The organism is Bradyrhizobium erythrophlei (assembly GCF_900129505.1).
Classification (GTDB): domain Bacteria; phylum Pseudomonadota; class Alphaproteobacteria; order Rhizobiales; family Xanthobacteraceae; genus Bradyrhizobium; species Bradyrhizobium erythrophlei_D.
The window spans coordinates 5,451,303-5,477,572 of record NZ_LT670818.1; the positions used below are offsets into that span (position 1 = coordinate 5,451,303).

Sequence of the window (26,270 nt, forward strand, 5' to 3'; positions counted from 1 at the left end):
GTCGGCTACTCCGCGGCTTCCACCGGCCGTGCGATGCGCCGGGAATGGCGGGCCTGCTCGTCATAGGCCTTCTGCCAGTCCGATGGACCGTTCGAGGGCGAGATCTGCACCGCCGTGACCTTGTATTCCGGGCAATTGGTCGCCCAGTCGGAATATTCCGTGGTGATGACGTTGGCCTGCGTGTCCGGGTGATGGAAGGTGGTGTAGACCACGCCGGGCGCGACGCGGTCGGTGATCAGCGCGCGCAGGGTGGTTTCGCCGGCGCGGCTGGCCAGCCGCACCCAGTCGCCGTCGCGCACGCCGCGCTGCTCGGCGTCGTGCGGGTGCATTTCGAGCAGGTCTTCGCTGTGCCAGACCACGTTTTCGGTGCGGCGGGTCTGGGCGCCGACATTGTACTGGCTAAGGATGCGTCCCGTCGTCAGCAGCAGCGGATACCGTGGGCCGGTGCGCTCGTCGGTCGGGATGTACTCGGTGATGACGAACTTGCCCTTGCCGCGGACGAAGCCGCCGATATGCATCACCGGCGTTCCCTCCGGCGCCTTCTCGTTGCAGGGCCACTGCACCGAGCCCAGCTCTTCGAGCTTGGCGTAGGATACGCCGGCGAAAGTCGGCGTCAGCGCCGCGATCTCGTCCATGATTTGCGACGGGTGATCGTAGTGCATGTCATAGCCCATCGCCTTGGCGAGGCGGATCGTCACTTCCCAGTCTGCCAGGCCATTGCGGGGCGTCATCACCTTGCGGACGCGCTGAATACGGCGTTCGGCGTTGGTGAAGGTGCCGTCCTTCTCGAGGAAGGTCGACCCCGGCAGGAATACATGCGCATAGTTCGCGGTCTCGTTGAGGAAAAGATCATGCACGATGACGCATTCCATCGACGACAGCGCCGCCACCACATGCTTGGTGTTGGGATCGGACTGCAGGATGTCTTCGCCCTGCACATAGAGGCCCATGAAGGTGCCTTCGATCGCGGCATCGAACATGTTGGGAATGCGCAGGCCCGGCTCCGGGTTGAGCTTGACGTTCCACATCGCCTCGAACTGATCGCGCACCGCGTCGCCGGAGATATGGCGATAGCCGGGAAGCTCGTGCGGGAACGAGCCCATGTCGCAGGAGCCCTGCACGTTGTTCTGGCCGCGCAGCGGGTTCACGCCGACGCCGGGCCGGCCGATATTGCCGGTCGCCATCGCAAGGTTGGCAATCGCGATGACGGTGGTTGAGCCCTGGCTGTGTTCGGTGACGCCGAGGCCGTAATAGATCGCGCCATTACCGCCGGTGGCGAACAGCCGCGCCGCGGCGCGCAATTCCTTCGGCTCGACGCCGGTCATGATCGCGGTCGCCTCGGGGCTGTTCTTCGGCAGCGACACGAATGCCGCCCAGTCCTGGAATTCGCTCCAGTCGCAGCGTTCGCGCACGAAGGCTTCATCGACGAGGCCTTCGGTGACGATGACATGGGCCAGCGCCGTCAGCACGGCGACGTTGGTGCCGGGCATCAGGGGCAAATGGCTCGCCGTGAGGTGCGGCCCTTCCACCATTTCGGTGCGTCGCGGGTCGACCACGATCAGCTTGGCGCCCTGGCGCAGCCGCTTCTTCAAACGCGAGGCAAACACCGGATGCGCGGCCGCCGGATTGGCGCCGATGATCATGACGACGTCGGTATGTTCCACCGAGTCGAAATCCTGAGTGCCGGCCGAAGTGCCGAAGGTCGTCGACAAGCCGTAGCCGGTCGGCGAGTGGCAGACCCGGGCGCAGGTATCGACATTGTTGTTGCCGAAGCCGCCGCGGATCAGCTTCTGCACCAGATAGGTTTCTTCATTGGTGCAGCGAGAGGAGGTAATTCCGCCGACGGCATCGCGGCCGTATTTTTCCTGGATGCCCTTGAACCTGGCTGCGGCGAAGTCGAAGGCTTCGTCCCACGTCACCTCGCGCCAGGGTTCGGCGATGTCGTCGCGGATCATCGGCTTGAGGATCCGCTCCTTGTGGGTGGTGTAGCCCCAGGCGAAGCGGCCCTTGACGCAGGAGTGCCCACGGTTGGCCTTGCCGTCCTTGTAGGGCATCATGCGCACGACTTCCTCGCCGCGCATTTCCGCCTTGAACGTGCAGCCGACGCCGCAATAGGCGCAAGTGGTGACCACCGAATGCTCGGGCTGGCCGATCTCGATGACGGATTTTTCGGTGAGCGTCGCGGTCGGGCAGGCCTGTACGCAGGCGCCGCAGGACACGCATTCGGAGCCCAAAAAGCTTTCGCTCATGCCGGGCGAGACGCGGCTGTCGAAGCCGCGGCCGGAAATGGTCAGCGCAAACGTGCCCTGCACCTCCTCGCAGGCGCGGACGCAGCGCGAGCAGACGATGCATTTGGAGGGATCGTAGGTGAAATAGGGGTTGGATTCGTCCTTCGGCATCCAGGCATCGTTGGCCGCGCCGCCTGCTTTGGCGAACACGTGATTCTCGCCCTCATAGCCGTAGCGTACGTCGCGCAGGCCGACCGCGCCCGCCATGTCCTGCAGCTCGCAGTCGCCATTGGCCGCGCAGGTCAGGCAATCCAGCGGATGGTCGGAGATGTAAAGCTCCATCACGCCCTTGCGAAGTTTTTTCAATCGCTCGGTCTGGGTGTGGACCACGAGGCCTGCCATAGCCGGCGTGGTGCAGGACGCCGGCGTGCCGGCGCGGCCCTCGATCTCGACCAGGCACAGGCGGCAGGAGCCGAAGGCGTCCACCATGTCGGTGGCACAGAGTTTTGGGATTTGCGTGCCGGCCTCCATCGCCGCGCGCATGATCGAGGTGCCCTCGGGCACCGTGACGCTCTGGCCATCGATGGTCAGCGTCACCATGGCTTCGGATCTGGAGCGCGGGGTGCCGAAATCGGTTTCCTGGATCAGCGACATGGTGATCTCCTTTGTTATTCCGCGGCTTCGAGCCGCGTCGGCGCGGGGCCGAAATCTTCCCGAAAATGCTTCAGGGCGCTCATGACGGGGTAGGGCGTGAAGCCGCCGAGCGCACAGAGCGAGCCGAACTTCATGGTGTTGCAGAGGTCTTCGACCACACCGATGTTTTCCGCCACGCGGTCGCCGGCGCGAATCTTGTCGATCGTCTCGACGCCACGCGTGGAACCGATCCGGCAAGGCGTGCACTTGCCGCAGGATTCGATGGCGCAGAACTCCATGGCGAAGCGGGCCTGGCGGGCCATGTCGACGCTGTCGTCGAACACGACGATGCCGCCATGGCCGATCAGGCCGTCGCGGGCGGCAAACGCTTCGTAATCGAACGGCGTGTCGAACAGCGCACGCGGGAAATAGGCGCCGAGCGGCCCGCCGACCTGCACCGCGCGGACCGGGCGCCCGGTAAAGGTGCCGCCGCCGATATCGTCGACCAGTTCGCCGAGGGTGACACCGAACGCGGTCTCGAACAGGCCGCCATACCGGATATTGCCCGCAAGCTGGATCGGCATGGTGCCGCGCGAGCGTCCCATGCCGAACTCGGCATAGGCCTTGGCGCCGCCGGCGAGGATGAAGGGGATCGTCGCGAAGGACAGCAAATTGTTGATGACGGTCGGCTTGCCGAACAGGCCCTTGTGCGCGGGCAGCGGCGGCTTGGCGCGGACGATGCCGCGGCGGCCTTCCAGGCTTTCCAGCATCGAGGTTTCCTCGCCGCAGACATAGGCGCCGGCGCCGACCCGGACTTCCAGATCGAAGCTGTGATGGGAGCCGCCGATGCGCTCGCCGAGATAGCCAGCGCGCCTAGCCGCCTGGATCGCGGCGTTCATGGCCGCCACGGCATGCGGATATTCCGAGCGGACGTAGATGTAGCCCTTGCCGGCGCCGACGGCGATGGCCGCGATCGTCATGCCTTCGATCACCACGAAGGGATCGCCCTCCATGATCATGCGGTCGGCGAAGGTGCCGCTGTCGCCTTCGTCTGCGTTGCAGACGATGTATTTGCGGTCGGCGGAAGTCTGCGCCACGGTCTTCCACTTGATGCCGGTGGGGAAACCGGCGCCACCGCGGCCGCGCAGGCCCGAGGCAGTGACGTCGGCGATAATGGCATCCGGCGTCAGTTCCAGCGCCCGCTCGAGGCCCTTAAAACCCTGATGGGCGCGGTAATCCTCGACCGAGCGGGGATCGACCACGCCGCAGCGGGCGAAGGTCAGGCGGGTCTGGCGCTTCAGCCAGGGAATATTCTCGGTGACGCCGAGCCGCAGCCGATGCGGGCCGTCGGTCATGACAGCCTCGAGCACGGCAGATGCGTCGGCCGGGGTCAGAGGACCGAACGCGACACGGCCTTGCGGGGTTGCGACTTCGACCATCGGCTCCAGCCAGTACAGGCCGCGCGAGCCGGTCCTGACGATATCGACGGCAACGCCGCGTTGTGATGCCGCCTGTTCCAGAGCGACCGCCACTTCATCGGCGCCGACCGCAACCGCGCCGGCGTCGCGAGGGATGAAAATCCGTAAATTCATCGCTGCGCCTCCGCCACCAGCGCATCGATGCGCGCTTCGTCCAGCCGTCCGACGACCCGGCCGTCCAGCATCGCCGACGGTGCCGTCGCGCACAGGCCGAGGCAGTAGATCGGCTCCAGCGTCACGCGGTTGTCGGCCGTGGTATTTCCGATTCCGATGCCGAGCTTGGCTTCGGCGCGCGCGGCCAGCGCATCGCCGCCGGCGGCCTGGCAGGCCTCGGCGCGGCACAGTTTCAGCACGTGCCTGCCGGCCGGCTCGCGGCGGAAATCGTGGTAGAAGGTAAACACACCGTGAACTTCGGCGCGCGATAAATTCAAGGCGGAGGCGATCATGGGAATGGCCGGCTCCGGCACATAGCCGAAGGCTTCCTGCAGCGCATGCAGCATCACCAGCGTGGCGCCTTCGAGATGCGTGTGTTCGGCAATGATTTCAGCGCCGCGCGCCGCATCCCAGGGTTCGTAAACGGCTGTCATTCCTGCGTCTCGCTGAACGTCAAACTAAGAACGAATGAAAGTTGGAAAACCTCAAAAGATCAATAAAGCAGTCCCGTGCGGCGATACTGAAATGCAATCAATAGGCGTATGAAATCGAACGATATGAAAATACAATCAGCTGCGCGGCAGCCGTCAGAAGCGGCGCCGCGCGCATCGGACGCGCCCCTTTGGCATACGTGTCCGGCGCGGACCGTGATATCTGTGGTGCTGGAATTGTGAGATGTCTTCGTGATCGACAAGCTTGAACTGCTGCTGGCTCTGGCCAAAGAGCGTCACTTCGGACGCGCCGCGGAAGCCTGCGGCGTCACCCAGCCGACGATGTCGACCAGCCTCAAGCAGCTGGAAGAAATCCTCGGCGTCATGCTGGTGCAGCGCGGCTCGCGGTTCCAGGGCTTTACCCCGGAAGGCGAGCGCACCCTCGACTGGGCCCGCCGCATCGTCGGCGACGCCCGCGCCATGAAGCAGGAAATCAACAGCCTGAAGGACAAGCTATCGGGCGAGATCCGGATCGCGGCGATCCCGACCGCGCTTGGCATGGTGGCGTCGCTGACGACGCCGTTCCGCGGGCGCTATCCCGACGTGCGCTTTCGCATCCAGTCCTGCACCTCCGCCGACGTGCTGGGCTTGTTGGAAAATCTCGAGGTCGATGCCGGGCTGACCTATATCGAGAACGAGCCGATCGGCAGGGTCCGCACCATCCCGCTCTACAACGAGAGCTACCGCCTGCTGACCTCGCCCGACGCCATGTTCGGCGATCGCGACGTCGTCACCTGGAAGGAAGTAGGGCAGGTGCCGCTGTGCCTGCTGACGCCCGACATGCAGAACCGGCGCATCATCGATCGCGCGCTGCGCTCGGTCGGCGCGGAGGCCACGCCGACGCTGACGTCGAATTCGCTGCTGGTGCTCTATACCCATGTGAAGACCGGACGCTGGGCCAGCGTGATGCCGGCCAAGCTCGCGGAAACGCTGGGCCTCGCCGATAAGGTGCGCAGCATTCCGATCGTCGATCCCGAGGTCAATTACAGCATCGGGCTGGTGGTTCCGCAGCGCGATCCGATGACGCCGCTGATTGCGGCCCTGACCCAGGTCGCGCGCGAAGTCGCCCCGACGCTGGAGAGCTGAGCGCTCTACGCGGCGGCCGAAATCTTCGCGGCAGCGTTGCTGGCGTCGCGCGGCAGCGACACGCAGACGACGGTGCCGGCGCCGAGCTTCGAGCGCAGCCGCATCGAGCCGCCATGCAGCCTGGTCAGCGAGCGCGCAATCGCCAGCCCCAGCCCCGAGCCGTGATAGGTCTTGGTGAGCTGGCTCTCGACCTGCTCGAACGGCCGGCCGAGCCGCGTCAGCGATTGCGGCGCGATGCCGATGCCGGTGTCGGCGATCAGCAGCAGGATGGAATCGTCGAGCACCCGGCTGCGGACCACCACCCTGCCGCCGTCAGGGGTGAATTTGACGGCATTGGACAACAGGTTGACGATGATCTGCTTGATCGCGCGGCGATCGGCCACCACCGGAATGCTGCCCTCGATATCCGCGTTGAGCACCAGGTTCTTGTACTCGGCGCGGCCCGACACCACGCGCAGCGACTCCGCCAGCGTCTTCGACAGGTCGAGCTGCTCCATGTCGAGTTTCATCCGGCCGGCCTCGATCTTCGACATGTCGAGGATGTCGTTGATGACCTCGAGCAGATAATGACCGCTGGTCAGGATGTCGTGGCAATATTCCTGGTACTTCTCCGAGCCGAGCGTGCCGAACATGCCGCTTCCCATGATCTCGGAGAATCCGATGATGGCATTGAGCGGCGTGCGCAGCTCGTGGCTCATATTGGCGAGGAATTTCGACTTGGTCTGGTTGGCTTCCTCGGCGCGGGTCTTTTCCCTCGAGTATTTTTCCGCGAGGTCGGCGAGTTCCCCGGCCTGCCGTTCGAGTTCGGACTGCGAGCGTTTCAGGTCGATCACGGTGGCGCGCAGGCGCAGGTCGTTGTCGATCAGTTTCTGCTCGTGTTCCTTGATGCGGGTGATGTCGGTGCCGACCGAGACGTAGCCGCCGTCCTTGGTGCGGCGCTCGCTGATGTGCAGCCATTTGCCGTCTTCGAGCTGCGCCTCGAAGGTGCGCGCGCCCTGCGCCTGCGCACCGGTTTCGTGCAGCCGGGTACGGACCTCCGGCATGCTGCCGACCTCGATCACGGTCTCATAGGAGGTGCCCGGCGTGACCGCCGAATCCGGCAGCTTGTGCAGGCGCTGGAAATGCGAGTTGCAGAGCACCAGCCGGTCGCCGGCATCCCACAGCACGAAAGCCTCGGGGATGGTCTCGATGGCGTCGCGCAGCCGCAAATCGGCTTCCACCGTCTTCTCGGCCAGGCTCTTCTGCTCGGTGATATCGACGGCGATGCCGATCAGATGCAGGCCGGAATCGGCGCCGCCCAGGCTGAGCTCGCAGCGGACCCGCAGCCAGATCCAGTGACCGTCGGTGTGCTGCATGCGGAAGGTCTGGTCGATGTGATTGATCTGCCCGGAGATCAGCTGGTCGGCGATCGCGAACAGGTCGATGTCGTCGGATTTCACCAGCGCGTTGACCTCGCCGAAGGTGAGGAGGTCGCTGCGGTTATCGAGGCCGAGCATGGTGAACATCGACTGCGACCAGAAGATCCGGCCGCGCGACAGGTCCCAATCCCACAATCCGCAGCGCCCGCGGTTGAGCGCGGTATCGATGCGGCCGCGCACGGCGTCGTTGATCAGGTCGCCTTCGCGGGCGCGCGTCGATTGCCAGTGGAAGGCGAAGCCGAGGATCAGCACCACAAAGCCTGTCGTCGCCGACAGAGTCACCGACAGCGCCGCGTCGGATTGCCAGAGCGAATCGACCCTTTCCTGGATGATGATGACCTGGCCGGGCAGCGCCCTGACGATGTGCGCAATGGCCAGCGCGCTGCTGCCGTTCGGCAGGATGATGTCGGTCACGCCCTGGAGCTGCCCGGCCGAGGACACCGGCAGCGCCGCGCTGACGACGTCGAGAATGCGGCTGGTGTCGCCGATCCCGGCATCGATCGGCACGCGGGCGAGCACGCGCTGGTCGGTGCCGACCACGATGACGTGGCGGCCGGCGGCCGTGCCCCAGGATGGAATGAGGCCGGGCAGCAGCAGCTGCAGGCGCTCGAACGGCACGTTGCGATTCTGCCGGACTGACGCGACGCGGTCGATGCGCTCGGCCAGCACGTCGGCGAGGGCGGCGAGGTCGCGCTTCATCGCGGCGCGTTTTTGCCGGTTCTGGTCGACCACCTGCACGAAGGCGCCGAGGCAGATCGTGATCAGGAACGCAATGATAAGGGTGGGCACCGCGCGGCGAAGCGCGGGCTCCGCGATCAACAGCCGATGGTAGGCCGGTTTTGCGATCGATTGCGCCAATCCCTTGATCGAATCGGATTGGACACACGCGTTCGCCGCGTGAGCACGCGCCATGCCTTAAGCCCCCTCGGATACTTGCTTGCATCCTGTTCGGAAGGACCCCAGTCCCTTTCCGAATCAAGGCGATTTGAATCCAGTTTTCGCGGGCTGTCGAGAGTCAACAATTCCTTAAATCAAATAAAACTTGTCCAGCGAGAATCGCAGCCCCGAAATCTCCGCCGAAATGCCTGCCAGACGAGTCCGAAACGGGAACGCGTGACGTTCGGATTGAGCTCAGGCGTCGGGCGGCTCGGCGTGACTGATGACGCGCTTCACGGTCGGAAACGCGCGGCGCAGCGCGCGCTCGATCGCGTCGACGTTCTCGTGGACCTTGATCACGCTCATCGAGGGCGCGGCGCGGCAGTGGAAATTGACGATTTCGCCAGCGTCGGTATCGCGCACCCGGACGTTATGGATGTCGTGGATCGCGGTATCGGCGGCGTAACGCGACAGCGCGCTCTTGATGGTTTCGACGCGGTCGGCCGCGGCATCGGTGCCGTGCGGCAATCCCGGCTCCAGCGGTTCGATGTGGGTATCCACCTCGACATCCTCGCCGAACTCGTCGCGGATGTTCCGTTCCAGCTCCTGGGCGATGTCGTGGGCGGCGTTGAGGGCCATCTCGCCGTCGACCTCGAGGTCGATCGAGACGGTGAGCTTGTCGCCGAGATCGTGCACGGTGACATGGTGGATGGCGAGACCGGAGTTGCGCGCGATCACCATGATGCGTTCGCGCACGCTCTCATTGTCGCGCGCGACCGGCACGGCGGTAAACGTCAGGTCGGCATCGTCGAGCGCTTTTTCGACCGCGGCCTGCGCCTTGCGCTTGATCTCCTCGACGCGGTCGATCGGAAAAGTGCGGGGAACCTCGACGATGGCGTCGATGAAATGGGTCGCGCCGACCATCCGCACCCGCAGGCGTTCGACGCCGACCACGCCGGGCACCGACCGGATGGCGGCGGTGGCTTTCTCCGACGCGCCCTCGGGCGCGCGGTCGAGCAGGGTCTCCACCGTCGAGCGCGCCATCCGCAGGCCCAATAGCGCGATCATGACCGCGACGGCGATGGCGGCGGCGGCGTCGCCCCAGGCATAGCCCAGCGCGGAAAGCGCAAGGCCAACGATGACCGCGATCGAGCCGAGCACGTCGGAGGCGAAATGCAGCGCGTCGGCGGCGAGCGCCTGGCTCTTGGTGTCGTGCGCGGTACGATGCAACGCCCGGGCGCGCCAGAAATTCACGGCGATGTCGATCAGCAGGACAACGAACGGGATCGCCGAGATGGTCGGCGGCGGCGCGCCTTCGCGCAGCCGGCTCCAGGATTCCACCAGAATGCCGCCCGCCAGCACATAGAGCAGGGCGATGACGCCGAGCGCCGAGATGCTTTCGAACTTGCCGTGGCCGTAATGATGTTCCTCGTCGGCGGGGCGGTCGGAGACCCGCACCACCATCCAGGTGATGATGGTCGCCACCACATCGACCGACGAATGCAGCGCCTCCGAGATCAGGGCGAGACTGCCGATGGCGATGCCGACCACGAATTTGGCCGCGGCCATGCCGGCGCTGGCAAAGACCGAGATCGCCGCGACGCGGGCTTTGAGGGTGTGGGCGGGTTCGCTCATGGGCGGCGGTTTAGCAGCCCGTCCGTTAACATCAAGCGCCGATCTCAGGCGCAATCGCCACTCACTTGCAGCAGCGGTTTGAGCACGCGCGATTTGTTGCGAATTGTTCCGAATTAAGGGCTCGTCATTGCGAGGAGCGACAGCGACGAAGCAATCCATTCTTCCTTTTGCGCGGAAGAATGAATTGCGTCGCTTCGCTCGCACTGACGCGGCTTCCATTGAATACAGCCCCGCGATCTCGCGGCGCGATGCGCCCGAGGTTTTGAAAAATCATTCGCCCAAAAAGTGAGAGGGCGCAGGGAATGCCGGGTGCTCGCTGCACCCGCGGTCTCGTGCGCAAAACTGTGCAGAAAACGCACACGAGCATACAGGTACAGACGGGGGCATCCCGACATTCCCTGCGCAATGGTCTTACGGCTTATATCGTGATCTCCCCGGAGAATCGGGCTTGCTTGCCTCCGTCGCCTTCGGATTGAGGCCCTCCGCGCCCGGTCGGGCCGACAGACCTCCGAAGACTTGACGCCAACCATTGAGGCGTCAGGACCACACGGTTTTGCCGTACGCAACAGCGCCGGTCGTCTGCGCGCTGTGTTCGCTCACGGACCGAAGCCCGCCCTGCCAACACGACACGCGCCCGACGCTGCCGCGTCCACCGCATCCCGCCCCAACGTTCGTGACGATGGCCAACGCCCCTCTAAGCGGGACGGGATGGCGAGCGATATAGTTTTGATTTGCCCGACGGCGAAAGCGAAATATTTTTAATTCTGGGGCTTGACGCGATTTCTGAAAATCCGAATTGATTTGCCCGTCGGGCTAGATCTTGTGGTATGTGGCACGACAGAGCAGCGCGACGTCCGGGTATTGTGTCGCGCTGCCCTCACGTCGCATGCGCTCATACGGGCTCTCGCTTACCGCCTGCGTCCACGTCCAACCGTCTTTCCCACGATGCGTTTCACCCGACCAGCTAGCTTTTCCGGATTATTCTTAATGTCATGCTCCCAGAAGCGGATGACTATCCATCCCTCGTCCCGCAACGCCGCCGCAACTCGCTCGTCCCGCGCCCTGTTTTTCCCGATTTTTGTTTTCCAGAAAGAAGCATTCGTTTTGGGGCTCACGCTGTGGTGCGGACAGCCGTGCCAGAAGCAGCCGTCACAGAACACGGCCACGCGGGACCCTGGGAAGGCAATATCGGGCCGTCCCGTCACGCTGTGGTGCAGGCGGTACCGGAGACCCGCAGACCAGAGGGCCCGACGCAGGATCAGTTCGGGCTTGGTGTCTTTCCCCCGTATCCGCGACATACAGTGGCTTCTTTGCCGCGGTGTCAAAACATCCATCATCCGGCTCCATTTAGTACCTGGTCAGGCCGAATCGGACCTGGTAGCCTGGCCCGCGTTCGTAGGATGGGGCGCGCGAATGACCAGGACTCTTGACATTTTCAGCGGCGGCGGCGGCAGCAGTTACGGCGCTCGCAACGCCGGAGCAGAAATTGTCTGCGGCATCGACCTTTGTGAAGTGGCCACCGCCACTTATAAAGAGAATTTTCCAGAAGCCACCACGATCACAAAAGCCCTGGAGAACATCAACCCCAGAAAGCTTCACGACTCTATCGGCGACATCGATCTGTTGCTGGCGTCGCCGGAATGCACCAACCACACATGCGCCAAGGGTTCTGCCCCAAGGTCCGAACAGAGCCGCGCCACGGCTATGCAGGCCCTCCGTTTCGCCAAGGAGTTCAAGCCGCGCTGGCTGATCCTTGAAAACGTCGTTCATATGAGGCCGTGGTCCCGCTACGGCGAACTCAAGGAAGCGCTGGAAGACCTCGGCTACAACGTGTCGGAATTTGTGCTCGACGCCTCGGATTTCGGGGTCGCCCAGAGCCGCCGCCGGCTCTTCGTTGTCTGTGACCTCGAAGACGGAGTGGAGGAAATCAAACGCCCACGGCGCACACGCAAGGATGTCACCGACATTCTGGATCCCCCTGGAAAGTGGGGGACAACAAGCCTCTACAGTCCGAAAAGGGCCAAGCCGACTCTGGAGCGGGCCGAAAGAGGGTTTGCCGAAATGGGTAAACGTGCGAGCTTTCTGCTCGTCTACTACGGAACAGATGGCGGTGGCGGGTGGCAGCGTCTGGACCGTCCTTTACGCACTATAACGACGGTTGACCGTTTCGCCCTGGTCGAGCCGGGCGATGACGGCCATCAGATGCGCATGCTACAGGTACCGGAACTGAAGCGCGCCATGGGCTTCAAAACCGACTACATGATGAACCACGGCACGCGGCGGGAGAATATCAAGATTTTCGGCAATGGAGTCTGTCCGCCCGTGATGGAGGCGATTGTCGAGACGATAACTTCAGGATGACCATGGCCGTTACGGCGCGAAAGAAATCCGGCAGTGAAAAACTGATCTTCAAGGTGCGGCCGCGCCTGCTCACCCTTCTTGGCGATCAGCTTATCAAGGACGCCAATCTCGCGGTCTTTGAACTTGTCAAAAACGCATATGATGCGGACGCCACAGTTTGCGCTGTCACGCTTGAACATCCCACCGATCAGTCAAAGGCGCGTATCACCGTTGAAGATGACGGTGTCGGGATGGACGAAGAAACGTTGCGCGACGTATGGATGATGATCGCCACTGACTTCCGCGCCTTGCAGCGTAAGGAGGATAGGCGGACGAAGAAATTCAATCGCTTTCCGCTCGGGGAAAAGGGTCTTGGGCGGCTTTCGGCGCACAAGCTGGGGCGTTCGATCAAGCTGATCACACGCAGACGCGGGGGCGAAGAACTCGTTCTTGATTTTGATTGGGACAAGATCGAGAGCGCGGAAGACCTGGAAAGCGCCGGTATTGAGCTGGAGGTCCGCGACCCGAAGACATTTACCGGCAACGGGCACGGTACGTGTTTTGAAATAACACGGTTGAGAGAGACCTGGAGCCGCGGCCAGGCACGACGCCTTCACCGCGCGGTCAACAGCCTTTGTTCACCTTTTAAGGGACCCGAAGATTTTGAAGTCATGCTGTCCATCCCCGGTCACGAGGAATGGCTCAAGAATCTTTTTACCGCCGAGGATGCCAACAAGTGCGCCCTCTATCACATACGGGGATCGTTCGAGGCAAAGTCCGGAACGTTTGACTACACATTCACACCTCCACCCGGCCATTCAAAGCAGCTCACGAAAGCGACAGAAAAGGGGAAGGAGGTCGCACTTCAGAAGAAAGTTGAGAACAGCAGAAAGAGCGAAGCGCTCGACCTTTCAAAGCACAAGATCGGCAAAGTGAGTTTCGACTTCTGGCTCTTTGACCGCGATCCCGCGGTGCTGGGCGATGTGACTGATGACGTGAGAGGCCTCAAAGACTACCTCGATGAAAACGGCGGCATCCGGATTTATCGCGACGGCATCCGCGTCTATGACTTTGGAGAACCTGGAAATGACTGGCTCAACCTCGACCTCCGACGCGTCAACACCCCGACCGCACGCACCAGCAACAATCAGATTCTAGGCGCATTATGGCTTGATGCGACCAAAAGCGGTGATCTGCGGGAAAAAACTAACCGCGAGGGTTTCATCGAGAATGACGCCTTTGAGGATTTCCGCGCGGCGGTCATAAGCATGCTGACCCAGGTCGAGGCGGAGAAGACCAAAGACCAACGAAGGTTGCGCGAAGTTCTGGGAAAAGGCACGGGAAAGCGGGTTTTCGCAAAACTGGCAGAGGTCCGCGAAGTGCTGGAGCGGAAGGGCGTCCTGGCGGAGGTCGAGCCGAGGCTTCGGGAAGCGGAAAAAGAGATGGAAATCTACCGCGACCAGCTTTTGCACGCAGCCGTTCCAGGCCTCTCAATCGGTATGATGCTGCACGGCGCAGAAAAGATTTTGGACGAGTTGCGGGCCGCAACGAACAAAGGTGCCAGCGCTGAGAAGATAAAGGGGCTCGTGGAACAGCTCTATCGCGCCATGCGTCCGGTTACAAATCTTCTCAAGAACCCGACCCCAGGAAAGACCTCGGCCAGTGTCCTGATCAAGGAGGCGATCTTCAGCGCGGAGTTTCGGCTGAAACGGCACCACATCATCCTGATAAACGGCATGGACAAGGGCTGTCTCGATTTTAGAGTCGAGGGCTCCAAACAGATGCTGATTGCATCGATCAACAACCTGATCGACAACAGCATTCATTGGCTGGAAACAAGAGACCCGAAGCAAAAGTACATCTACATCGGTACGACAAAAGAAATTGAAGAGGGGCCCGCTATTGTCGTTGGGGACAACGGACCGGGATTTGGAAAGGACGACCCCGAAGACCTGACAGCGCCTTTCTTTACACGCCGTGCAGGCGGTATGGGTTTAGGTTTGTATATTGTGAGCGAAGTGATGCGCGTGAATAGAGGACGGATCGTTTTTCCCAGCGACGGCGATGTCGAGCTTCCCGATCAGATCAGCGGAGCAGTCGTCGCCCTTCAATTTCTGGAAACACCATGATCAACCAACTCGCCTCGCCGTCGGTATGCGTAATCGATGATGATGAAAAAGACTATGTTCACATAGGTAACGCACTAAACGAGCTCTTTGTGAGCTTCATCTGGCTTTCAGGTGCCGTCGACCAACTGCCGGCACGGCCCTTTAACAGAGTTCAACTGGTGTTTCTTGATTTGCACCTGACGAGTTCGTTAGGCAAAGACGCCGCTTCTTACACCGCCAACGTTTTTACTAAAGTTGTTTCTGCCGATACCGCGCCCGTCGTCGTCGTCATCTGGAGCAAATACGCGGATGACAAAGTTGCCGAAGCCGGTGTTCCTCCTGAAGACCAGGAGACTGAAAGCGAATTGTTCAAGCGGACTTTGTTCGAGGCCGAGCCAAAATTCAAGAACAGGCTTATTTTTCTTGAAATGGACAAACCGAAGAAGGACCGGCCCGCCGACTGGAGCGACCGACTTCAAGAGGAGATCAAAACCGCGCTCGGTGACCAATCCGCCATCGGGCTTTTGTGGACGTGGGATGGCTTGGTCAAGGATGCGAACGCGGCCCTTACGGCAAGCCTGACCGATCTTGCAGAGGAAACAGCGGGGGGCGCTGATACGCAACTGACCGACGGTCACTTGAAAGAAGTGCTTCAACGTCTGTCGAAAGCGCAAGGCGAGTCCGATCTATCGGAAACCACTGCTCCCGGTCACCTCGTGGCAATCCTTTCGCAGCTTCTGATGGATCAACTCGAACACGCGGGCGGGCGGCAGGCTCTTGCGGCTCATGGTGCTTGGCTCAACGCAACACCGGCCGGCAGAACCAAAGCCAGCGTCAGTTCGAAGATGAATGGTTTCCTTCTTACGGCCAGCTGTCCGGACGGTGCGATCCCGTATTTGCCAGGTACTGTTTATGTCGCAAACGACATTGGATCATTTCTCTCAGTGTTCGGTTCGGATCGGGAACATCTTGAAGAGACCTTCTGCAGTGTAACGCGATCTGCAACCAATTCGGCACAGATGGACGAGTGGTACGCCGCAGTTCGGCCGGTACTGCTCGAAATATCGCCGGTCTGTGATGTTGCCCAGAACAAGAGGCGCAACGCGCGTCTTGTCGGAGGACTGGTTATCCCGGCTGCAAAAATCGGCGCGATGAAAAAAGGCGGTGACGCCTGGATCGTTCTTCCGCCGGGGAAGGCAACCGTTGCCCTCAGATGGCCTTTAGACGGATTTGCAGCCGATGAAATCAAATTGGTTTTTCATCACAGCCTTAAGGTCACGCTGAACGCTGCCGCGGAACGGCAGTGGTTTTCACCCTGGTTCAGATTGCGCGAGCTGCCAACCACCGCGATCAGAAACCCGCACATGTCGCATGGATCGCGCGTGGGCTATGTTTCTGTCGCGTGACCCCCTCGCATCGCGTCCGCTGCACGCACCACGAAATTCCACTAGATTGCGCTTATGACCGGTGTTGCCGAACCGATTTTGCAGGCGAAGGTCATGTATCTCCCTCACGGATTTCCCGCACCGGCCACTTCCACCTCGACCACATCAATACGCGACGATGACTTCCGTTGCCGCAGTTCTTCGTACGACGTCGCGGCGCTGAGGCAAAACAGCGTCCGCCGCTCGGGGCCGCCGAGCACGCAGGCGAGGGCGCGGCGGCCGGGTATTTCGATGCGCTGCAATTCGCGCCCCTCGCGGTCCAGCCGGATGAAGGCGTCTTCGTCGAAGGAGGCGACCCAAACGGCCTGCTTCTGATCGAGGCAAATGCCGTCGGGCGATTTCATGGTTCCGAAGCGGCGGCGAAAATTCAGGCCGCCGTCGGCCGCAATGTCATACTCGGCCAGGCCATCGCCATCCATTTCGGCCACGACCAGCCGGTTGTTGTCCGCCGAAACCGCAATGCCGTTGGGAAACCGCAATCCATCCGCGACGACGCGGGCCGCGCCGTCGGGCATCACCAGAAGGAGGCGACCGACTGCGCCCCGATCCGGCGGCGGCGGTAAATCGAAACCGAGATCTCCGACATAGGCGCGGCCGAGGCCATCGACGATCATGTCGTCGATGGTACCCGTCGCGATCCCTGACAGGTCGGCGTAGAGTGAGAGCTTGCCTTCGCTGTAAGCCAGCAGGCGCTTCCTAGACATGGTCAGCACGATGATGCTGCCGTCCGGCAGGACGCCGAGGCCGCACGGCGTGTCGTCGTCGAATTTCGCGTGCTGCTCGCATTCGCCTGACGGCGCGAGGCTCAGCAGCGTCCGCGCCATGCAGTCGACGAACCAGAGCCGGCCCGCGTGCCAGCGCGGACCTTCGAAATAACGTCCGCCGTCGTGTACGGTATTTGGCTTGGGTGAGGTCATCGTTGCGGTCGCCTTCGCTTCACCTCTCCCCGACGGGGAGAGGTCGATTTGCGCAGCAAATCGGGTGAGGGGACGCTGCTCTAACGAGAGACCGTAACCCCTCACCCGGCGCGAGCTTGTGCTCGGACGGCGCGAAGCGCCGATCCGGGTGTGCCGACCTCTCCCGCCCAACTCGGGTTTACCCGAGTTGGGCGTCTAAAATCGTCGAAGTCGGATAAATCCGACTTCGATGGGAGAGGTGGAGTTCCCGATGCCGTTCCTTCTCAACCCAACACGAAGCTACAGCGTCACCACGATCTTGCCGAGATGCTTGTTGGCTTCCATGTGCTCGAACGCCCTGCAGATGTCGTCAAAGGCGAACACCTTGTCGATCGGCAATTGCAGTTTGCGCGATTCGACCGCCCCCCAGATATCCTTCCGCACCTCGTCGAAGATCTCGCGGATCTCCTCGATGGTGCGGGTGCGGAAGGTGACGCCGATATAATTGATGCGGCGCGCGGCGTGCAGGTCGAAATTGAAATCGCCATGGGTGCCGCCGAGCCGGCCGACATTGACGATGCGGCCCTTTATCCGGGTGGCGGCGAGGTTCTGGTTGGCGACCTTGCCGGAGACCTGGTCGACGATCAGGTCGACGCCTTCGCCTCCCGTGGCCTTCAGCACCTGTTCGACCCAGCCGGGATCGGAGGAATCCACCGCCAGATCGGCGCCGAATTCCTTCAGGCGGCCGCGGCGCATCGCGTCGGTCGAGGATCCGATCACGAGTTTTGCGCCCTTGAACTTCGCGATCTGCATCGCCATCAGGCCGACGCCGGAGCTCGCGCCCTGGATCAGCACCGACTGGCCCGCCTGCAGCGCGCCATTGGTGACGACGGCGTTGTGCATGGTCGCGAGCGCCACGGGGAGGGTGGCCGCCTCCTCGAAATTCATGTTCGAGGGGGAACGAAACAGCCGGCCGTGATCGGCCAGCGTGTACTCCGCGAACGCAGCGGCGCCGGAGCCCATGACCTTGTCGCCGACCTTGACGCCTTTGGCGTCGGGGCCGAGTTCGGCGACTTCGCCGGCCCATTCCATCCCGAGCACGGTGCCGACGCCGCCGGCGCTGCCGTGCACATGGCCCTTGGTCATGCCGAGGTCGGCGCGGTTGAGGCCGCAGGCGTGCACCTTGACCAGCACCTGGGTGCCCTTCGGCGCGGGTTTTGCAACGTCGGCGATGGCGGCGCCGTTGGCGCCGTAGACATAGGCTTTCATGAGCTCTTCTCTTTTTCTCCCTCTCCCGCTCGCGGGGAGGGCTGTTGCATATGATGGAGCCGTTTGTTCGACGCAGCTATCTCTCCGCGGCTCACGTGCGTTCCTCTCCCCTCCCACCCGCGCAGCGGTGGGGAGGGGTCGGGGGTGGGAGGGGACGACTCTCCGCTTGCGGCGCGCGAGCATTTATTCGGCGGCTTCACGCTGGGCGCCGGACATCATGCCTTCGAGCCGGCTGCGAATGATGGTTTCCGCCTCGCGCATGATGCGCGACACCAGTTCGGCGCAGGAGGGGATATCGTGGATCAGGCCCTGCACTTGCCCAGCGGACCAGATGCCTTCATCGGCATCGCCTGACGCATAGACCATCTTGCCGCGCGCGCCGGCCACGAGTTCGCGGACGTCCTCGAATTTCGCGCCTTCCCTTTCCATCGCGACCACCTTGCTGCTGATGGCATTCCTGGCGACGCGGGAGGTGTTGCGCATGGTGCGGAAGATCAGCTCGGTCTCGCGCTCGTCATTGGCGACGATGCGTTCCTTGACGAGCTGGTGGATCGGGCTCTCCTTGGTGCACATGAAGCGCGTGCCCATGTTGATGCCCTCGGCGCCAAGCGCCAATGCGGCAACCAGGCCGCGGCCGTCGCCAAAACCGCCGGAGGCGATCATCGGGATCTTCACCTTGTCGGCGGCGACCGGAATCAGGATCAGGCCGGGTGTATCGTCCTCGCCGGGATGGCCGGCGCACTCGAAGCCGTCGATCGAGATCGCGTCGACCCCCATGCGCTCCGCCGACAGGGCGTGGCGGACGCTGGTGCATTTGTGCACGATGATGACGCCGTGCTTCTTGAACTCGGTGACGTGTTCCTGCGGCTTGTTGCCGGCGGTCTCGACGATCTTGATGCCGCTCTCGATGATCGCCTGGCGATATTCCGCGTAAGGCGGCGGCTTGATCGAGGGAAGAATGGTGAGGTTCACGCCGAACGGCTTGTCGGTGATGCCGCGGCAGCGCGCGATTTCTTTTGTCAGATCCTCCGGCGTCGGCTGCGTCAGCGCGGTGATGAAGCCGAGCGCGCCGGCATTGGCAACGGCTGCGACCAGTTCGGCCCGGCCGACCCACTGCATGCCGCCCTGCACGATCGGGTGCTCGACGCCGACCAGTTCAGTAAACCGCGTCTTGATCATGGTTGGCCCTCTTCCCCCGGTGCGGACTTTGCGCGCCACGTCTTCTGTGTGATTTCGAGGGGCAGGATGCCGTCACCCCCCGCAAATGTCCACGGGGGGCGAAGCCGGTCGGGGCAGCGCGATCATGCAAAAACGGGGGTTTTTGTTTCCGCCGGGCGGACAATTCCCTCATGCAGCGTAAGGGATGCGCCGGACTTGAGCGGCAGCTCAAGACCAGGGCAGTCGTGGGGGCAGGGCGCGCGGGTCAGGCGACGGATCGCGTCGCGGCGGTGGTCTCGTCATCGAACGCGCTCGAAATGTCGCGCATGCTGATGACGCCGATCAGGCTGTAATTGTCGATCACCGGCAGATGGCGGATGTGGTGCCGGTTCATCAGGTGGCGCACATGCTCGACCGTATCGATCGACTTGCAGGACACCAGCTGCTGCACCGAGATCAATTGCGAGACCTTCAGATTGACGCCGGCGGCGCCATGCTCGGCAATGGCGCGCACCACGTCGCGTTCGGTGAACATGCCAACCGCGGTGTTGCCTTCGGTCCGCACCACGTCCTTGACCACGAGCGCGCTGATATTGCTGGCGCGCATCAATTGAGCCGCAATGCCGACCGTCTCGTTCATTCTAATCGTCGCAACGCGGGCAGTTTTCTTGCGCAGAATGTCTCCAACTTGCATCGCAACCTCCGTCAGATGAGGACGTCTCTAGTCTAGATTGGTATACATTATGCCAATTGTCAATTTGGTCCCGGAAGAAATCGGGGGATCTCGAAATCAAGGAAATGGGCAGTATTATTGACCTTCTCGGCGATTCGACTTTGCAAACCATGGACCTCTGCGTGGAGATCGCAACAGGAAAATACGTCGTGGTATGCCTGAGCCTTGCCCGCTTCAGGCAAAAAAGAGGCGCACCGGGGTGCGCCTCTTTGGCCGTCATAGGGAGAGATGGTCTGTTTTCGCCTGTGGCGAACCGCGAGCGACCCGTCACTCCGCCGGGTGGGCGTGCTCGACCGCGGCCTTGTTCTCCGACGCGCTGATCGAGATTCGCATCGGCCGCACCACGAACAGCGCCATCGCGACCACGATGAAGTTCATCACCGCGGCAACCGCGAACACCGCATACCAGTTGCCGGTGTAGGCCTTGAGAAGGTTGGCCAGCGGCACCACGAAGGCCGACAGTCCCTTGGCGGTATAGAGCAGGCTGGTGTTGGTGGTGGCGTATTTCGGACCGAACATGTCGGTGCAGGTCGACGGAAACAGGCTGAAGATCTCGCCCCAGGTGAAGAAGATAAGCGCCGCGCAGATCACGAAGGTCCATGGCGTCGTGCCCGCCGTTCCCAACAGCCAGTAGGCGATGCCGCCGGCGGTGAAGGCGATCGCCATGGTGTATTCGCGCCCGATCTGATCCGACACCCAGCCGAAGAACGGCCGCGCGCCGCCGTTGGCGAGGTTGTCGATCACGCCGGCCACGATCAGCGTGGAGGCGCCGAACAGGATCACGGTCTGCGAGACGCCGTAGTCCTTGGCGATCAGCGCGATCTGCGCCGCCACCATCAGGCCCGAGGCGGACACCAGCACGAACATGACGTAAAGCAGCCAGAAGATCGGGGACGCGAGCATCTGGCCCGGCGTGCTCGAGTTCCTCGATTGCAGCACCTTGACGGCGGATCCGCTCGGAACCTCGCCGGGCTGCGGCGAGCGCAGCAGCCATGCCAGCACGAAGATGATGCCGCCCTGGCCGAGCGCGAACCAGAAGAAGGTGTCCGAATATCCGATCGAGGCGATCATCATCTGGATCGGGATAACGGTGACGGCGGCGCCGGCGCCAAATCCGGCCGCCGTCAGGCCGACCGCGAGACCGCGGCGATCGGGAAACCATTTCACGGCATTGCCGACGCATGTCGCATAGATGCCGCCGGCGCCGATGCCCGACACGATTGCGCCGACATACAGCATCTCCAGCGATCCCGCCCAGGCATTGATGAGCCAGCCGAGTGCGACGAAAACGCCGCCCGCGGCAACCATCAGTTTCGGGCCGCGGTTCGGACCGAGCGTATCGACGATCCATCCCTGAAGCGGGGTGAGCCAGGTTTCCAGCGCAACGAAGATGCTGAACGCGACCTGGATGCTGCCGACGTCCCAGGAATGGGCCTTGGCCATTGGGCTGACGAAGTAAGTCCAGCCGTACTGGAGATTGGCGATCATCCCCATGCAAACGACGCCGATGATGAGTTGCATCCAGCGGTAGCCGTTGGATGGTGCCTGAACTTGCGCGGTGGCTGCGTTGGTCATCGTTTCCTCCGAATGCGCGCTTTTTTGAAACTGACCCTCAAGGCCGCCGGCGCTGCATTGTTAAAATTCTGGTATATTATATTCCAATGCGCAAGCACGATTTTGCCGCAAGTTGGTTTATGTGCACCCGGGCCGATCTGTGGGCGGACATTGTGGGACCGCGTGCTGAGAGCGGCAAGAACGTTTCGCACGCCTGACGTGAGCAATTCGTCGCAGACAACTCAACGGCAAGGCGTTTCGCAGCGCAGCGCGACGCTCGGCCGGAAACGGGCAAAAAAAATGGCCCCGAAGATCGGGGCCATACCGGCTTGTTTGGACCGTGCGCGCTCGATCGGCGCGGCTTTGACGGGGGAAGATCAGACGCAGCAGCGGGAAACGTCACCGTTGCGGATGGTCGATTCCGCGTAGGCCAGCAGCAGGCGGTCGACCGATGCAAACAGGCGGCCGAACAGGGTGCTGGTGGGCGCGAAGGCGATGGAAGCAGTTCTGGACATTGGGTTCCCTTTCCTGGAAAGCGGCCAGCCGCCGCCTCATGATCTGGGAAGAGATTATGTATACCAGATGCCACTCACAACGACTTTGTTTGCATAGCACCATTTTTTATTTTGCATTGCAACATATGGTGATAGGGATCGCCTATCAAAGGTATTCAAGTAGCGAAAGAGGGCCGCCCGGACGGGTGGCCCTCGAAATCTGCCAGCGAGCGGGAACCCTTATTCGGCCGCCTGTTTGCGCGGCGGGTCGAGTGCGCCGGAATCGTGGATCTCGGCGACCTGATGATCGCTGAAGCCCAGCACCTGGCGCAGGATCTCGTCGGTATGTTCGCCCAGCAGCGGCGAGCGCAACACGTCGGAGGGGCTGTCGGACATCTTGATCGGATTGCCGACCGAAAAATACTTGCCGCGGGTGGGGTGGTCGACCTCGACCACGGTGCCGGTGGCGCGCAGCGACTCGTCCTCGATGATCTCCTTCATCGACAGGATTGGGCCGCAGGGGATGTCGTCCCTGTTGAGGATCTCCATCGCCTCGAACTTGGTCTTGGTCATGGTCCACTGCTCGATGCGCCCGAAGATCTCGTTGAGGCGCGACAGCCGGGCAGGCGGCTTGGCGTAGTCGGGATGGGTCTTCCAGCCGGGCTCGCCGATCACGTCGCAGATCTTCTCCCAGACCGGGGCCTGGGTGATGAAGTAGATGTAGGCGTTGGGATCGGTCTCCCAGCCCTTGCACTTGAGAATGCGGCCCGGCTGGCCGCCGCCGGAATCATTGCCGGCGCGCGGCACCGCGTCGCCGAACGGAATACCCTCGCCATACTGGCTGTATTCCTTGAGCGGGCCGTGGGCGAGGCGCTGCTGATCGCGCAGCTTTACACGCGCGAGATTCAAGACCCCGTCCTGCATCGCGGCGGTGACCTTCTGGCCGCGTCCGGTCACGGTGCGCTGGTAGAGCGCGGTGACGATGCCGAGCGCCAGATGCAGGCCGGTGCCGCTGTCGCCGATCTGCGCGCCGGTGACCAGCGGCAGTCCATCGCGAAAGCCCGTGGTCGACGCCGCGCCGCCGGTGCACTGCGCGACGTTCTCATAGACCTTGCAGTCTTCGTAGGGGCCGGGGCCGAAACCCTTGATCGAGGCCACGATCATCTTCGGATTGATGCTCTGGATCTTTTCCCAGGGAAATCCCATGCGGTCGAGCACGCCGGGCCCGAAATTCTCCACCAGCACGTCGCAGGTCTTGATCAGCGCGGTCAGGACTTCCTTGCCCTTGGGGTTCTTGGTGTCGAGCGTGATCGAGCGCTTGTTGTGGTTGAGCATGGTGAAATACAGGCTGTCGACATTCGGGATGTCCTGCAGCTGACCCCGCGTGATGTCGCCGACGCCGGGGCGCTCGACCTTGATCACGTCGGCGCCGAACCATGCCAGCAATTGGGTGCAGGTCGGTCCCGACTGGACGTGGGTGAAATCGAGAATTCGAACGCCGTTCAGCGCCTTGGTCATCAGTTTTCTCCATAGATAATGTTGTCGTCATGCCCGCGACGGCGGGCATCCAGCAATCACCGTAGATTCAGTTGGGCACGGTCTTTGGTCTCACGATAGTTCGGTGGCTACTGGATTCCCCGCCTGCGCGGGGAATGACGCCGATGGGTTGTCTGGTCACTTCTTCTTCAGAACGCTTTGCGGGTTGAGGTTGCCGATGCGGCCGCTCTCGGAACCGGCCGCCGGGTCGATCACCGCGTTGATCAGCGTCGGCTTGCCGGAATCCATCGCCGCGTTGACCGCGCGCTTCAGTTCATCCGGCGAGGTCGCGTTGACGCCGACGCCGCCGAAGGCTTCCATCATCTTGTCGTAGCGCGACCCCTTCACGAACACGGTGGGCGCCGGATCGGAACCCGCCGAATTGACGTCGGTGCCGCGATAGATGCCGTTGTTGTTGAAGATGACGATGCAGATCGGCAGATCGTAGCGGCAGATGGTCTCGACCTCCATGCCGGAAAATCCGAACGCGCTGTCGCCCTCGACGCAGAGCACCGGCTTGCCGGTTTCCACCGCTGCCGCGATCGCGGTTCCCATGCCGATCCCCATCACGCCCCAGGTGCCGACGTCGAGCCGCTTGCGCGGCTGGTGCATGTCGATGACGCCGCGGGCGAGGTCGAGCGTGTTGGCGCCCTCGTTGACCAGGATGGCGTCGGGCCGTTCCTTGACGATGGTGCGCAGGACGCCGAGCGCGCCGTGATAATCCATCGGCGAGTTGTTGTTCATTAGTCGCGGCGCCATCTTCGCGACGTTGTCGTCGCGCTTGGCCTTGACGGAATTGAGCCAGTCGGCCGGCGGCGCCGGCCAGTTGCCGCCCATGGCATCCAGGAGGGCGGCGACGCAGGAGCCGATGTCGCCGACCAGGGGCGCCGCGATCTCGACATTGCTGTCCATTTCCTTCGGCTCGATGTCGACCTGGATGAATTTCTTCGGCGCTTCGCCCCAGGTCTTGCCCTTGCCGTGCGACAACAGCCAGTTGAGCCGCGCGCCGATCAGCATCACGACATCGGCGTCCTTCAGCACGGTCGAACGCGCAGCACCGGCGCATTGCGGATGCAGGTCGGGCAACAGCCCCTTGGCCATGCTCATGGGGAGGAACGGCGCGCCGCTCTTTTCGACGAAACTCTTGATAGCGTCGTCGGCCTGCGCGTAGGCCGCGCCCTTGCCGAGAATGATCAGCGGGCGTTTTGCGCTTTTCAGCACGTCGAGCGCGCGCTTGACGGCGCTGGGGGCGGGGATCTGTGCCGGTGCGGCGTCGATCACCTTGACCAGCGATTTCCTGCCGGCGTCGGCGTTCATCACCTGCCCGAACAATTTGGCCGGCAGATCGAGATAGACGCCGCCAGGGCGCCCCGAGACGGCGGCGCGGATCGCGCGGGCGAAAGCGATGCCGATATCGGCGGCGTGCAGCACGCGGAACGCGGCCTTGCAGAGCGGTTTTGCCACTGCGAGTTGATCCATCTCCTCATAGTCGCCCTGCTGCAGGTCGACGATCTCGCGCTCGGAGGAGCCGGAGACCAGGATCATCGGGAAGCAGTTGGTGGTGGCGTGGGCGAGCGCGGTCAGGCCGTTCAGGAAGCCGGGCGCGGAGACGGTGAGGCAGATGCCGGGCTTCTTGGTGAGGAAACCGGCGATCGCCGCGGCATAGCCGGCGTTCTGCTCGTGGCGGAACGACAGCACGCGGAGGCCTTCGGCCTGCATCATGCGGCCGAGGTCGGTGATGGGGATGCCGGGCACGCCGTAGACCGTGTTGAGGCCGTTGAGCTTGAGCGCGTCGATGACGAGATGAAAGCCGTCCGTCAGCTCCTGCGGGGCGTCGGCCGCCTCGGTCTTGGTCGCAGTGTTCAGCATCGGCATGGTCTCCCTGATCGTTTCTCTGATCGTTTCTTGGCGAGACGAGTTCGTCGTCCTCGGGCGTCGCCCAAAGCAAGGGCTGTCGCGGTTAAAACAATTCCTGCCCGTGGGCCTCGACATAAGCGGCGAGGCCAAGGGTGTGATCGCGCGCGCGCTTTTCGGCGAGCTCGGTGTCACGCTCCTCGAGCGCCTCGATGATGGCCAGATGCTCGGGCAGCGATACCGCGGTGCGGTCGACCCGTCCGATGGTCAATTGCCGGTAGCCGCGCACATGCAGCAGGATGTCGTTGGTCATGTCGACCAGCACCGGTGACTCCGAAAGCGAGATCAGGGCCTGATGGAAGGCGATATTGGCCTTCGAATATTCCTCGACGTGATCCTGCGGCAGGCGGTCCTTGCCGAAATTCTTGAAGAAGTCGCGCAGCGCCGAAATGTCCTTCTTGCGCGCGGTGGTGGTGATCAGGCGGGCGGCCATGCTCTCGAGGGCAGCCCAAGCGCGGATCATGTCGACGATCTCGGTCTTGGTGCGGCGCACGACGACGATGCCGCGGCGTGGCACGGTCTTGACGAAGCCGTCCTGCTCCAGCATCGCGATCGCCTCGCGGATCGGGGTGCGGCTGACGCCGAGGCGCTCGGACAGTGCGCGCTCGTCCAGCATCACCGGTTCCGGCGTGGCGTAGATGTCCATCTTGAGAATGGCTTCCTTCAAGGCCTCATACGCCTTGTTCTTGAAGCTCGTCTCTGGGGCAATCCGGACGATTGCAATTTCTGCCTCGGCCATGATGGGATGCGCCTTGGTTTGTTTCCGTGACGGCACGATGATCTCCTCCAAAGGGAGACCCCTCTTATCAGATAATATCGACATTA

19 protein-coding genes are annotated in these 26,270 nt (G+C 62.6%); 4 read left to right on the forward strand and 15 right to left on the reverse strand.

Features of this window, described 5'->3' with window-relative positions:
• Positions 1-5 precede the first annotated feature (5 nt).
• From fdhF to B5525_RS25080, 3 genes are read right to left on the reverse strand one after another with little or no spacing between them, the layout of a single operon-like run.
• Positions 6-2,882, reverse strand: coding sequence for a formate dehydrogenase subunit alpha (fdhF, locus tag B5525_RS25070; protein ID WP_079568404.1), 2,877 nt, complete (start codon positions 2,880-2,882; stop codon positions 6-8).
• A 14-nt stretch (positions 2,883-2,896) separates the two neighbouring features.
• A complete protein-coding gene (locus tag B5525_RS25075) occupies positions 2,897-4,453 on the reverse strand; it encodes a formate dehydrogenase beta subunit (RefSeq protein WP_079568405.1) in 1,557 nt (518 codons plus the stop codon).
• Complete coding sequence (locus B5525_RS25080) at positions 4,450-4,926, reverse strand: formate dehydrogenase subunit gamma (protein ID WP_079568406.1); 477 nt, start codon at positions 4,924-4,926, stop codon at positions 4,450-4,452. The genes B5525_RS25075 and B5525_RS25080 overlap by 4 nt, the downstream gene beginning before the upstream one ends.
• 249 nt (positions 4,927-5,175) lie before the next feature.
• On the opposite strand from B5525_RS25080, the gene B5525_RS25085 reads away from it, so the two are divergent.
• Positions 5,176-6,069, forward strand: a complete 894-nt coding sequence (locus B5525_RS25085; RefSeq protein ID WP_079568407.1) for a LysR family transcriptional regulator — start codon at positions 5,176-5,178, stop codon at positions 6,067-6,069.
• 5 nt (positions 6,070-6,074) lie between these two features.
• On the opposite strand, the gene B5525_RS25090 is transcribed toward B5525_RS25085, so the two are convergent.
• The 3 genes from B5525_RS25090 to B5525_RS47935 all read right to left on the reverse strand — a co-directional run bounded on the left by B5525_RS25090 (position 6,075) and on the right by B5525_RS47935 (position 11,335).
• The gene (locus B5525_RS25090; RefSeq protein ID WP_079568408.1) at positions 6,075-8,399 is read right to left on the reverse strand and encodes a PAS domain-containing sensor histidine kinase; all 2,325 of its coding nucleotides are present in this window, start codon (positions 8,397-8,399) and stop codon (positions 6,075-6,077) included.
• 219 nt (positions 8,400-8,618) lie between these two features.
• A complete protein-coding gene (locus tag B5525_RS25095) occupies positions 8,619-9,998 on the reverse strand; it encodes a cation diffusion facilitator family transporter (protein ID WP_079568409.1) in 1,380 nt (459 codons plus the stop codon).
• Between the two features lie 908 nt (positions 9,999-10,906).
• Positions 10,907-11,335 (reverse strand): very short patch repair endonuclease, encoded by a 429-nt coding sequence (locus B5525_RS47935; protein WP_425305212.1) that lies wholly within the window; start codon positions 11,333-11,335, stop codon positions 10,907-10,909.
• Positions 11,336-11,411: 76 nt separating this feature from the next.
• Here B5525_RS47935 and B5525_RS25105 point away from each other — a divergent pair, with 76 nt between their 5' ends.
• From B5525_RS25105 to B5525_RS25115, 3 genes are read left to right on the forward strand one after another with little or no spacing between them, the layout of a single operon-like run.
• Positions 11,412-12,359: a DNA cytosine methyltransferase gene (locus B5525_RS25105; protein WP_079568410.1), complete on the forward strand. Its 948-nt coding sequence runs from the start codon at positions 11,412-11,414 to the stop codon at positions 12,357-12,359.
• Entirely contained in the window at positions 12,356-14,467 is a 2,112-nt protein-coding gene (locus B5525_RS25110) for a sensor histidine kinase (protein ID WP_079568411.1), read from the forward strand. The genes B5525_RS25105 and B5525_RS25110 overlap by 4 nt, the downstream gene beginning before the upstream one ends.
• Positions 14,464-15,852: a hypothetical protein gene (locus tag B5525_RS25115; protein ID WP_079568412.1), complete on the forward strand. Its 1,389-nt coding sequence runs from the start codon at positions 14,464-14,466 to the stop codon at positions 15,850-15,852. The genes B5525_RS25110 and B5525_RS25115 overlap by 4 nt, the downstream gene beginning before the upstream one ends.
• A 104-nt stretch (positions 15,853-15,956) precedes the next feature.
• On the opposite strand, the gene B5525_RS25120 is transcribed toward B5525_RS25115, so the two are convergent.
• From B5525_RS25120 to B5525_RS25155, 9 genes are all read right to left on the reverse strand, one after another.
• Entirely contained in the window at positions 15,957-16,808 is an 852-nt protein-coding gene (locus tag B5525_RS25120; protein WP_079568413.1) for an SMP-30/gluconolactonase/LRE family protein, read from the reverse strand.
• A 279-nt stretch (positions 16,809-17,087) separates the two neighbouring features.
• Positions 17,088-18,056: a zinc-binding dehydrogenase gene (locus tag B5525_RS25125; RefSeq protein WP_079568414.1), complete on the reverse strand. Its 969-nt coding sequence runs from the start codon at positions 18,054-18,056 to the stop codon at positions 17,088-17,090.
• Positions 18,057-18,239: 183 nt separating this feature from the next.
• Positions 18,240-19,235, reverse strand: coding sequence for an NAD(P)H-dependent flavin oxidoreductase (locus tag B5525_RS25130; protein WP_079568415.1), 996 nt, complete (start codon positions 19,233-19,235; stop codon positions 18,240-18,242).
• Positions 19,236-19,479: 244 nt separating this feature from the next.
• Positions 19,480-19,908 (reverse strand): CBS domain-containing protein, encoded by a 429-nt coding sequence (locus B5525_RS25135; RefSeq protein WP_079568416.1) that lies wholly within the window; start codon positions 19,906-19,908, stop codon positions 19,480-19,482.
• 306 nt (positions 19,909-20,214) lie between these two features.
• Entirely contained in the window at positions 20,215-21,522 is a 1,308-nt protein-coding gene (gene oxlT / locus B5525_RS25140; protein ID WP_079568417.1) for an oxalate/formate MFS antiporter, read from the reverse strand.
• A gap of 356 nt (positions 21,523-21,878) precedes the next feature.
• Positions 21,879-22,016: a hypothetical protein gene (locus B5525_RS45475; protein WP_172899963.1), complete on the reverse strand. Its 138-nt coding sequence runs from the start codon at positions 22,014-22,016 to the stop codon at positions 21,879-21,881.
• A 219-nt stretch (positions 22,017-22,235) separates the two neighbouring features.
• Entirely contained in the window at positions 22,236-23,513 is a 1,278-nt protein-coding gene (gene frc, locus B5525_RS25145) for a formyl-CoA transferase (protein ID WP_079568418.1), read from the reverse strand.
• A 156-nt stretch (positions 23,514-23,669) separates the two neighbouring features.
• On the reverse strand, positions 23,670-25,400 hold the full coding sequence (oxc, locus tag B5525_RS25150) for an oxalyl-CoA decarboxylase (RefSeq protein WP_079573756.1): 1,731 nt from the start codon (positions 25,398-25,400) through the stop codon (positions 23,670-23,672).
• 91 nt (positions 25,401-25,491) lie between these two features.
• Positions 25,492-26,184 carry a GntR family transcriptional regulator gene (locus B5525_RS25155; protein ID WP_425305324.1) on the reverse strand — a complete coding sequence of 231 codons (693 nt, stop codon included), beginning with the start codon at positions 26,182-26,184 and terminating at the stop codon, positions 25,492-25,494.
• Positions 26,185-26,270: the final 86 nt, after the last annotated feature.

Bases quoted from the DNA above. Each gene is read 5' to 3' on its own strand.
- fdhF (WP_079568404.1), bottom strand. From the start codon at position 2,882: ATGTCGCTGATCCAGGAAACCGATTTCGGCACCCCGCGCTCCAGATCC.
- B5525_RS25075 (WP_079568405.1), bottom strand. From the start codon at position 4,453: ATGAATTTACGGATTTTCATCCCTCGCGACGCCGGCGCGGTTGCGGTC.
- B5525_RS25080 (WP_079568406.1), bottom strand. From the start codon at position 4,926: ATGACAGCCGTTTACGAACCCTGGGATGCGGCGCGCGGCGCTGAAATC.
- B5525_RS25090 (WP_079568408.1), bottom strand. From the start codon at position 8,399: ATGGCGCGTGCTCACGCGGCGAACGCGTGTGTCCAATCCGATTCGATC.
- B5525_RS25095 (WP_079568409.1), bottom strand. From the start codon at position 9,998: ATGAGCGAACCCGCCCACACCCTCAAAGCCCGCGTCGCGGCGATCTCG.
- B5525_RS47935 (WP_425305212.1), bottom strand. From the start codon at position 11,335: ATGATGGATGTTTTGACACCGCGGCAAAGAAGCCACTGTATGTCGCGG.
- B5525_RS25105 (WP_079568410.1), top strand. From the start codon at position 11,412: ATGACCAGGACTCTTGACATTTTCAGCGGCGGCGGCGGCAGCAGTTAC.
- B5525_RS25110 (WP_079568411.1), top strand. From the start codon at position 12,356: ATGACCATGGCCGTTACGGCGCGAAAGAAATCCGGCAGTGAAAAACTG.
- B5525_RS25115 (WP_079568412.1), top strand. From the start codon at position 14,464: ATGATCAACCAACTCGCCTCGCCGTCGGTATGCGTAATCGATGATGAT.
- B5525_RS25120 (WP_079568413.1), bottom strand. From the start codon at position 16,808: ATGACCTCACCCAAGCCAAATACCGTACACGACGGCGGACGTTATTTC.
- B5525_RS25125 (WP_079568414.1), bottom strand. From the start codon at position 18,056: ATGAAAGCCTATGTCTACGGCGCCAACGGCGCCGCCATCGCCGACGTT.
- B5525_RS25130 (WP_079568415.1), bottom strand. From the start codon at position 19,235: ATGATCAAGACGCGGTTTACTGAACTGGTCGGCGTCGAGCACCCGATC.
- B5525_RS25135 (WP_079568416.1), bottom strand. From the start codon at position 19,908: ATGCAAGTTGGAGACATTCTGCGCAAGAAAACTGCCCGCGTTGCGACG.
- oxlT (WP_079568417.1), bottom strand. From the start codon at position 21,522: ATGACCAACGCAGCCACCGCGCAAGTTCAGGCACCATCCAACGGCTAC.
- B5525_RS45475 (WP_172899963.1), bottom strand. From the start codon at position 22,016: ATGTCCAGAACTGCTTCCATCGCCTTCGCGCCCACCAGCACCCTGTTC.
- frc (WP_079568418.1), bottom strand. From the start codon at position 23,513: ATGACCAAGGCGCTGAACGGCGTTCGAATTCTCGATTTCACCCACGTC.
- oxc (WP_079573756.1), bottom strand. From the start codon at position 25,400: ATGCTGAACACTGCGACCAAGACCGAGGCGGCCGACGCCCCGCAGGAG.
- B5525_RS25155 (WP_425305324.1), bottom strand. From the start codon at position 26,184: ATGGCCGAGGCAGAAATTGCAATCGTCCGGATTGCCCCAGAGACGAGC.